This window comes from Micromonospora solifontis, from assembly GCF_003725545.1.
Lineage (GTDB): Bacteria > Actinomycetota > Actinomycetes > Mycobacteriales > Micromonosporaceae > Micromonospora > Micromonospora solifontis.
On the sequence record NZ_RJLN01000019.1, the window covers coordinates 68,762 to 77,752 of the forward strand.

Sequence of the window (8,991 nt, forward strand, 5' to 3'; positions counted from 1 at the left end):
TCCTCCCCGCCGCCGTCAGTCGCGGTGTCTGTCGTGGTCGGACCCACCGGAGCTCGCCCGCTCGCCGCGCCGGCTCCGGCGCGCCGACAGTCAGGAGGTTCGGGTATGCCCGCCAAGCGCAGTCCGAAGAAATCCCGCAAGCCGTCGCCGTCCCTGGCGGACGTGACCCCGACGGATCTCGAGGCGCTGACCGTGGCGCCGGTCGTCGGCCCCGTGGCGCTGCCGGCGCTGGCCGGCGCCACGCCACCCGCGCCGCCGAAGGCCGGTCCGCCGGCCGGACCCGACGCTCGCCTCGCCGGGCGCAGCCAGCGCGCCGGCCGGACTCGGTTCTACGCCTTCCGGCGCAGCTGACCGCGGCTGGACCCGGGGGCGTACGCCGTCGATCCGGCGTCGCCCGGCGTGCCGCCCGTGGGCTGGACCGCCCGGTGGTTCGGCTCCGGTCCGGGGCGGCGGCGCCCCGGTGTTGAGCGACATGTCTCTGCGACATCTTCATGTCGCAGAGACATGTCGCTTCCGGGGACGGGACGACCCCGCCACCGGAAAGGGCCCGGCACGGCGACCCCGGCACACCGGCACCGGTACGCCCGGTGCCCGTGGCCCCACCCCGGGCGGTGCGGGTCAGCCGATCAGGGGGCGGAAGGTGCCGAGCACGACGCTGACCGCCAGCGCCGCGCCGGCCAGCGCCGTGGCGCCGAGGATCAGCAGCCCGTCCGCGGCGGTGAAGCGCTGCCGCCGGGCGACGGTACGCGGGGTGCCCGCGTCGAACCCTCGGGCGTCCATCGCCACCGCGAGCCGGGTGCCCCGCCGGATCGCGCCGACCAGCAGGGCGAACGCCGTGGAGACGAAGAGCCGCAGCCGGGCCACCGGGTTGCGCCCGGCGTCCACGCCCCGGGCCCGCCGGGCCATGCTGATCATCCGCCACTCCTGTTCCAGCAGCGGCACCAGCCGGAACGCCGCGAGCGCGCCGATGGCGAACCGGGCCGGTGCCTTCGCGTTCTGGATCAGCGCGTCGGCCAGGTCGGTGGCGTCGGTGGTGGCGAAGACGATGATTCCGGGCAGCGCCACCGCGAGCATGCGCAGCACCAGTCCCAGCGCGGTGACCAGGACCCCCTGGGTGACCAGCACCGGCCCGGCCTCGACCAGCACCGGCCCGGACCGGTCCGCGGCGAACAGCACCAGGGTGACCAGGATGCCGCCGGCGCTCGCCAGCAGCGGCCAGGCCCGCCGGGCCAGCACGCCGTAGCGGACGCCGAACAGCGGCAGCACCGCCAGTTCGACCGCGATGGCGATCGCCGGGGCCACCGGGTCCAGCGTGGCGATCAGGATGAACGAGAAGACCAGCGCGGCGGCCAGCTTCGCCACCGGGTTGCGGCGGGCCAGCGGCGCGCCCGGCACGGCGACCGGTTCGACGTTGATCATGCCCGCTCCAGGGTGACGGTGCGATCCGCCAGCGCCGCCACGAAGTCCGGGTCGTGGGTGACCGTGACGACGCCGTGGCCGGCGTCGCGCAGCTCGGCGAAGAGGTCGACCAGCTCCCGCCAGGTCCGCCGGTCCTGGCCGAAGGTGGGCTCGTCGCAGATGATCAGGCGGGGCGCGGTGGCCAGGGCGGTCGCCACGCTCAGCCGCCGCGCCTCCCCGCCGGAGAGGGTGTACGGGTTGGCACCGGCCAGCCTCGCCAGGCCCAGCCGGTCCAGCAGGCCGTCCACGGTGGCCCGGACCGCCGCCTCGTCCTGTCCGGTGCGGCGCGGCCCGAGCGCCAGCTCGTCGCGGACCGTACCGGTGACGAACTGGTGCTCCGGGTCCTGGAAGACCGAGCCGATCCGCCGGGCCAGGGCGGGCGCCCGCCAGCGGTGCGGAGGAGTACGGGCGTCCCGGCCGGCCAGGGCGGCCGTGGCGGTGGCCGCGCCGATGCCGGGGCGGAGCAGGCCGCCGAGGAGCAGGGCCAGGGTGGACTTGCCCGCGCCGTTCGGGCCGAGCACGGCGAGCGCCTCGCCGGCGCGTACCTGAAGATCGGTGGGGGCCAGCCGGGGCGGCAGGCCGAGCCGGTCGGCGGCGAGCAACGCCTCGCCGGGCGGCGCGGTGGCGTGCCGGGGTGGCACGGTGTGGCCGGGCACCCAGACGCCGGCGGCGGCGAGGGCCTCGCCGTGCGCGGCGAAGACCGCCTCGGGCGACCCGTCGGCCCGCACCCCGCCGCCGGGCTCCAGCACCACCACCCGGTCGACCAGTGGCAACGCCTCGGCGACCCGGTGCTCGACCAGGATCAGCGTGGTGTCGGCGTCGAGGGCGTCGGCGACGGCCCGCCGGACCAGGGTGGCGCCGGCCGGGTCGAGGTTGGCGGTCGGCTCGTCGAGCAGCAGCAGCCCCGGGCGCAGGGCGAGCGCCCCGGCCAGGGCGAGGCGCTGCTGTTCGCCGCCGGAGAGCGCGGCGGTCGGCCGGTCCCGGCCGTACGGGAAGCCGACCCGGCGCAGCGCCTCGTCCACCCGGGGCCAGATCTCCTCGGCCGGTACGCCCCGGTTCTCCAGCCCGAACGCGACGTCGTCGCCGGCGCGGGCCATCACCAGCTGGGTCTCCGGATCCTGGAAGACGACGCCGACCCGTTCCCGGGCCTTGCGCGGGTCGAGCCCGTCGATCTCGACGGTGCCCTCCTGCTCGCCGGAGTCCTCCGGCAGCAGCCCGGCCAGTGCCGCCAGCAGCGTGCTCTTCCCCGCCCCCGACGGCCCGAGCAGCAACACCCGCTCGCCCCGGTCGATGCGCAGGTCCACCCCCCGCACCGCCCACGCCTTCCGCCCGGCGTGCCGCCACCCGAACCCCCGCACCCCCACCGCACTCACCACCCCACCCCCTTCCATCCGGTGATCATGAAGTTGGCGGCAGTTCTGAAGATCCACATCGCCGCCAACTTCATGATCGACACGATGGGGTGGGTGGGGGGTCAGATTGGGGCGCGGTCGCGGGCGGCGGGGAAGCGGTCGAGGGCGCCGGTGTTGGCGAGGGCGCGGGTGAGGGCCACGCTGCCGAGGCCGGCCACCACCAGCGAGCTGGCGGCGGTGAGCAGGATGTAGGGGAGGCGGAAGCTGCCCCACGCGGTGCCCGGGTACCAGACGAAGACGTCGTAGATCGAGGCGGCGAGCCCGGCCAGCGTCGCGGCCAGCAGCGCCACCGGCAGCCGGTAGGTCCGGTAGGCGAAGAGCGCGAAGGCCAGCTCGCCGGCGGCCGCCTCCAGCGGACCCTGCACCACGATCGTCCAGCCCCAGCTGGTGCCCAGCGCCACGGAGACCAGCGCGGCGAAGGTGAGCGTGTAGAACGCGGCACCGGGCTTCCGGACGACCAGCGCGCCCAGCACGGCCGGCACCAGCCAGACGCCGTACAGGACGGCCCGGCCGGGCAGCGGGATGGCGTCCGCCGGCCCGTTCCACAGCAGGCCCCAGGCCCAGAAGATGACGCCGAACGCCACCCCGAGCACCGAGGCGATGACGATGTCGATGGTGCGCCACCGGTTGTTGTTGTCCATGGTTGCTCCCAGTCCAGACGAGGAACCAGGAGAAGACGCACGCCGCGCCCGGAGTCACCGGACGGCGGCGCGGCTGGAGGTCGACCGAACTCCCTGCGCTGGCATTACCCAGATCAGGTACGGAGGGTCTGCGGGCACCGGCCCGCACTCTCAGCGCTGTGCGCTCCCCTGTCGGATGTGAAGTTGTCTCGGCAGACGCTAGCACCAGGTGGCGGCCCTGGTCACCCGGCACCCGCTCCGCCGGCCCCACTGCCCGCCGCCCCCGCTGGGTAGGCTGCCGATCATGCGGGTCGACGCGCGAGGTCTCACGTTCGAGGTACGCACCGGCGGCCCCGAGGACGGCGAACCCGTCCTGCTGCTGCACGGCTTCCCACAGCACGGCGGCGAGTTCGACGAGGTGGTGTCCCTGCTGCACGCCGCCGGCCTGCGCACCTACGCACCCGACCAGCGCGGCTACTCGCCGGGTGCCCGGCCGGCGGCGGTCGAGGCGTACCGGATCCCGGAGCTGGTGGCCGACGCGGTCGCGCTGCTGGACGCGCTCGGGGTGACCGCCGCCCACCTGGTCGGCCACGACTGGGGCGCGATCGTGGCGTGGGGGCTCGCCGCGGCGCACCCCGAGCGGGTACGCACGCTGACCGCGGTGTCGGTGCCGCACCCGGCGGCGATGGGCCACGCGCTGGCCACCGACCCGCAGCAGAAGGCCCGCTCCTCCTACATCGCGCTGTTCCGCAGGCCCGGCAAGGCGGAGAAGGTGCTGCTGGCGTTCCGCGCGGCGGCCCTGCGCCGGATGCTCGGCGGGGTCGGCGACCCGCGCCGGGTGGCCCGCTACGCCGACCCGATGCGCGAGCCCGGCGCGCTGACCGCCGCCCTGAACTGGTACCGCGCCATGACCGGGGCGGACATGAAGGCGGTCGGGCCGGTGGCGGTGCCCACCACGTTCGTCTGGAGCGACAAGGACATCGCGATCGGCCGGACCGCCGCCGAGGCCTGCGCCCGGCACGTGACCGGCGACTACCGCTTCCGCACCCTCACCGGCGTCACGCACTGGATCCCCGACGAGGCGCCCGCGCCGCTGGCCGAGGCGATCCTCGCCCGGGTCGGCCGATGACCGCGGCCGCCGCGCCGGCCCGGCCGCACACCCGCGCGTCGCTCGCCGCCCAGCTCCGCACCCTCGGCGTACGCCCCGGCGGGACGGTGCTGGTGCACGCCGGCCTGCGCGCGCTCGGGTTCCTGTGCGGCGGGCCGGAGGCGGTGCTGCTCGCCCTGCGCGACGTGCTCGGGCCGGCGGGCACGGTGGTGGTGCCCACCCACACCCCGGAGAACAGCGACCCGGCGGGCTGGAGCAACCCGCCGGTGCCGCCGGACTGGTGGCCGGTCATCCGGGCCGAGCTGCCCGGCTTCGACCCGGCGGTCACCCCGAGCCGGTTCATGGGGGCGTTCGCGGAGCTGGTCCGCACCTGGCCGGGGAGCCGGCGCAGCGACCACCCGCACGTCTCGTTCGCCGCGCTCGGGCCGGCCGCCGAGCGGATCGTCGCCCCCCACCCGCTCGCCGACATGCTCGGCGAGCGTTCCCCGCTGGGCCGCCTCTACGACCTCGACGCCGACGTGCTGCTGCTCGGCGTCGACCACGGCCGCAACACCACGCTGCACCTGGCCGAGTACCGGCAACCCGCGCCGCCCCGGCTGCGCCACGGCGCGGCCGTGCTCACCGCCGACGGCGGCCGGGAGTGGGTGTGGTGGGACGACGTGGACCTGGACGAGAGCGACTTCGCCCGGCTCGGCGCCGACCTGGAGGCGACCGGCGTGGTGCGGCTCGGGTCGGTCGGGGACGGCACGGGCCGGTTGATGAGGCAGCGGGCGGCGGTCGACTTCGCAATGGACTGGCTGGCCCGCAACCGACGGACGGAGGAGTGATGACGGTGAGTGCCGAGGCGTACCTGGCGGTGGTGACCGAGACGATCGCCCGGGTGGCCGCCGCGCAACGGGAGAACGTGGGCCGGACGGCCGACCTGATCGCCGAGTCACTGCGCGCCGACGGGGTGGTGCACGCGTTCGGCACCGGGCACTCGGAGGCCCTGGCCATGGAGATCGCCGGCCGGGCCGGCGGGCTGGTGCCGACCAACCGGATCGCGCTGCGCGACCTGGTCCTCTACGGCGGCGAGCCGGCCGACGTGCTCGGCCCGAAGCTGGAACGCGAGCCGGCGGTGGCCCACCGCCTCTTCGAGCTGGCCCCGGTCCGCCCGCGGGACGTCTTCGTGCTCGCCTCCAACTCCGGGGTGAACGGCGCGATGGTGGAGTTCGCCGCCATCGTCAAGGAGCGCGGGCACCCCCTGGTCGCGATCACCTCGGCGGAACACTCCGCCCGGATGACCTCGCGCCACCCGTCCGGGCGCAAGCTGGCCGACTTCGCCGACGTGGTGCTCGACAACGGTGCCCCGTACGGCGACGCCACCCTGCCGCTGCCCGGCGGCGGCGCGGTCGGCGCGGTCTCCTCGATCACCGCCGCGCTGCTGGCCCAGCAGATCGTGGCGGAGGTGGTGGCCCGGCTGCTGGCGGCGGGGGAGCGGCCTCCGGTCTACCTGTCGGCCAACATCACCGGCGGCGACGAGCACAACGCCGAGCTGGAGGCCCGGTACGCCGGCCGGATCCGCCGGGGAGCCTGAGCGGGTTTCCCGACCGCCCCGACCGGGCACTGGCGGTGCTGCCGGCGGAGTTCGCTCCGCCGGCAGCACCGTCTGCTGCGGAGGTAGTGTGTGTCCAAGGAATCCGAGAAGCAGCGCTGGCAGCGCAACTTCGCCGATCTGCTGCAGGAGTTGCGGGTCGCGCAGACCGGCGTGCAGATCCTCTTCGCATTCCTGCTCACCCTGCCGTTCAGCAGCGGTTTCACCCGGACCAGCGGGTTCCAGAAGGACGTCTACATCGTCAGCCTGCTGGCCGCCGCCGCGTCGGCCGCGATGATCATCTCGCCGGTGGCCTTTCACCGCGCGCTGTTCCGGCAGGGACGGAAGCCGGAGCTGGTCCGGTTCGCCCACCGGATGGCCACCGGGGGACTCGCCTTCATGCTGATCTCCATGGTCAGCGCGGTGCTGCTGGTCACCGACTACGTGCTGAACCGGGAGGTCGCCCTGATCCTCAGCGGGGCCACGGCGCTGTGGTTCCTGACCTTCTGGGCGTTCCTGCCGTTCGCCCGCCGCAGCTGGGGCGAGGACGACATCGACGACGATGACGACGACCCGGACGTGCTGCCCGGCGACTGACCTGCCACGGTCTGCCACGGCCTGCGCCAAATCGGACGTGCATCCGAGGCTACCCCTGGGTAACACCCGGGGGTAGCGTCGTTTTCGTCGAGCACGTCGACGCAGCCGGACCGAGGTCCCCAGGAGGCAGCCGTGACCACGACACAGAACAGCCGACCCGATCCCACGGACGCCGGCGGCCCCACCGGCCGGGTGGCCTCGAAGGACGACCCTGGCCCGCCGGCCGGCAGCGCCGCCGCGATCGGCGAGGCGGGCGGGGCGGGTCCGCTGCCCACCGAGGCCGGCCAGGTCTCCGAGAAGGAGGCCCGCCAGGTCGCCGAGGCGGCCCGCGAGGCGACCTGGGACCGGCCCAGCTTCGGCAAGGAACTCTTCCTCGGCCGGTTCCGCCTCGACCTGATCGACCCGTGGCCGCGTTCCGACCCGGACGACGTCGCCCGGGCCGAGGAGTTCCTCGCCGCGTTCGGGGCCTACCTCGACTCCGACGTGGACGGTGCGGCGATCGAGCGGGACGCCCGCATCCCCGACGAGGTCTTCCACGGGCTGGCCCGGCTGGGCGCCTTCGGCATGAAGATCGACCGCAAGTACGGCGGCCTCGGGCTGAGCAACCTGCACTACTGCCGGGCGCTGATGCGGGCCGGCTCGGTCAACCCGGCGATCGGCGCGCTGCTCTCCGCGCACCAGTCGATCGGTGTGCCGCAGCCGCTGAAGATGTTCGGCACCGCCGAGCAGAAGCAGCGCTTCCTGCCCCGGCTGGCCGCCGGGGAGGTCTCGGCGTTCCTGCTCACCGAGCCCGATGTCGGCTCCGACCCGGCCCGGCTGGCCACCACCGCCGAGCCCACCGAGGACGGCACCGGCTACCGGCTCAACGGGGTGAAGCTCTGGGCCACCAACGGCACGGTCGCCACCCTGCTGGTGGTGATGGCCCGGGTGCCGGCCGCCGAGGGGCGGCGCGGAGGCATCACCGCCTTCGTGGTGGAGGGCGACAGCGAGGGCATCACCGTCGAGCGGCGCAACGCCTTCGTCGGCCTGCGCGGCCTGGAGAACAGCCTCACCCGGTTCCACGACGTCTTCGTGCCGAAGGAGAACGTGATCGGCGGCGAGGGCAAGGGCCTGAAGATCGCGCTGACCACGTTGAACACCGGGCGGCTGTCGCTGCCCGCGATGTGCGTGGGCGCCGGCAAGTGGTCGCTCAACGTGGCCCGCGAGTGGGCCGCCGACCGGGTCCAGTGGGGACGGCCGGTGGGCGAGCACGAGGCGGTCGCCAAGAAGCTGGCCTTCATCGCGGCCACCACGTACGGCATGGAGAGCATGCTCGACCTCTGCTGCCTGCTCGCCGACGACGACCGCAACGACATCCGGATCGAGGCCGCGCTGGTGAAGCTCTACGCCAGCGAGATGGCCTGGAAGATCGCCGACGAGATGATCCAGATCCGGGGTGGCCGGGGCTACGAGACGGCCGACTCCCTGGCCGCCCGGGGCGAGCGGCCGGCCGCGGCCGAGCAGATCCTGCGGGACCTGCGGATCAACCGGATCTTCGAGGGCTCCACCGAGATCATGCACCTGCTGATCGCCCGGGAGGCGGTCGACGCGCACCTCTCGGTGGCCGGCGACATCATCGACCCGGACGCCGGGCTGGGCCGCAAGGCGAAGGCGGGCGCCCGGGCCGGCGTCTTCTACGCCAGGTGGCTGCCCACCCTCGCGGTCGGCCGGGGCCAGGCGCCCGGGGCGTACCACGAGTTCGGCCCGCTCGCCGGGCACCTGCGGCACGTCGAGCGGACCTCCCGCAAGCTGGCCCGGTCCACCTTCTACGCGATGTCCCGCTGGCAGGGAAAGATGGAGCGCAAGCAGGCGTTCCTCGGCCGGGTGGTGGACATCGGCGCGGAGCTGTTCGCGATGTCCGCGGTCTGCGTCCGGGCCGCCGCCGAGCGGGCCGAGCACCCGGAGAACGTCGAGCTGGCCGACCTGTTCTGCCGGCAGGCCCGGCTGCGGATCGACGAGCTGTTCACCGGGCTGTGGTCCAACACCGACTCGGTCGACGTGGCCGCCGCGAAGCGGATCCTCGCCGGCCGGTACGCCGCGCTCGAGGAGGGCGTGGCCACCCCGCCCGCGGACCTGCCCTGGGTGGCGCGCTGGCAGCCGGGCCCGTCCACCGCCGAGGACGTCCGCCGCCGCATCCCACCTGCCCGCTGACCCCCCCCCGCCGACCGGCCGCGATGTGGGCCG

Annotated in this window: 9 protein-coding genes and 1 riboswitch; of the genes, 6 read left to right on the forward strand and 3 right to left on the reverse strand. The window is 74.9% G+C overall.

Annotated features, from left to right (window positions below):
- The first annotated feature begins 105 nt into the window (after positions 1-105).
- Entirely contained in the window at positions 106-351 is a 246-nt protein-coding gene (locus EFE23_RS09520) for a hypothetical protein (protein ID WP_123240543.1), read from the forward strand.
- A gap of 267 nt (positions 352-618) precedes the next feature.
- Here EFE23_RS09520 and EFE23_RS09525 read toward each other — a convergent pair whose 3' ends face one another.
- From EFE23_RS09525 to EFE23_RS09535, 3 genes are all read right to left on the reverse strand, one after another.
- Positions 619-1,419, reverse strand: coding sequence for an energy-coupling factor transporter transmembrane component T family protein (locus tag EFE23_RS09525; RefSeq protein ID WP_123240544.1), 801 nt, complete (start codon positions 1,417-1,419; stop codon positions 619-621).
- Positions 1,416-2,831: an ABC transporter ATP-binding protein gene (locus EFE23_RS09530; protein ID WP_123240556.1), complete on the reverse strand. Its 1,416-nt coding sequence runs from the start codon at positions 2,829-2,831 to the stop codon at positions 1,416-1,418. The genes EFE23_RS09525 and EFE23_RS09530 overlap by 4 nt, the downstream gene beginning before the upstream one ends.
- Before the next feature lie 101 nt (positions 2,832-2,932).
- Entirely contained in the window at positions 2,933-3,511 is a 579-nt protein-coding gene (locus EFE23_RS09535) for an ECF transporter S component (protein WP_123240545.1), read from the reverse strand.
- Between the two features lie 72 nt (positions 3,512-3,583).
- A riboswitch (TPP riboswitch) is annotated at positions 3,584-3,691 on the reverse strand.
- Positions 3,692-3,794: 103 nt separating this feature from the next.
- On the opposite strand from EFE23_RS09535, the gene EFE23_RS09540 reads away from it, so the two are divergent.
- The 5 genes from EFE23_RS09540 to EFE23_RS09560 all read left to right on the forward strand — a co-directional run bounded on the left by EFE23_RS09540 (position 3,795) and on the right by EFE23_RS09560 (position 8,958).
- Complete coding sequence (locus EFE23_RS09540; protein ID WP_123240557.1) at positions 3,795-4,619, forward strand: alpha/beta fold hydrolase; 825 nt, start codon at positions 3,795-3,797, stop codon at positions 4,617-4,619.
- Positions 4,616-5,425, forward strand: coding sequence for an AAC(3) family N-acetyltransferase (locus EFE23_RS09545; protein ID WP_123240546.1), 810 nt, complete (start codon positions 4,616-4,618; stop codon positions 5,423-5,425). Before EFE23_RS09540 ends, EFE23_RS09545 begins: the two co-directional genes overlap by 4 nt.
- Positions 5,425-6,174, forward strand: coding sequence for a sugar isomerase domain-containing protein (locus EFE23_RS09550; protein WP_123240547.1), 750 nt, complete (start codon positions 5,425-5,427; stop codon positions 6,172-6,174). The genes EFE23_RS09545 and EFE23_RS09550 overlap by 1 nt, the downstream gene beginning before the upstream one ends.
- 90 nt (positions 6,175-6,264) lie before the next feature.
- Positions 6,265-6,768 (forward strand): DUF6328 family protein, encoded by a 504-nt coding sequence (locus EFE23_RS09555; protein WP_123240548.1) that lies wholly within the window; start codon positions 6,265-6,267, stop codon positions 6,766-6,768.
- Between the two features lie 132 nt (positions 6,769-6,900).
- Entirely contained in the window at positions 6,901-8,958 is a 2,058-nt protein-coding gene (locus tag EFE23_RS09560) for an acyl-CoA dehydrogenase family protein (protein WP_373683981.1), read from the forward strand.
- Positions 8,959-8,991: the final 33 nt, after the last annotated feature.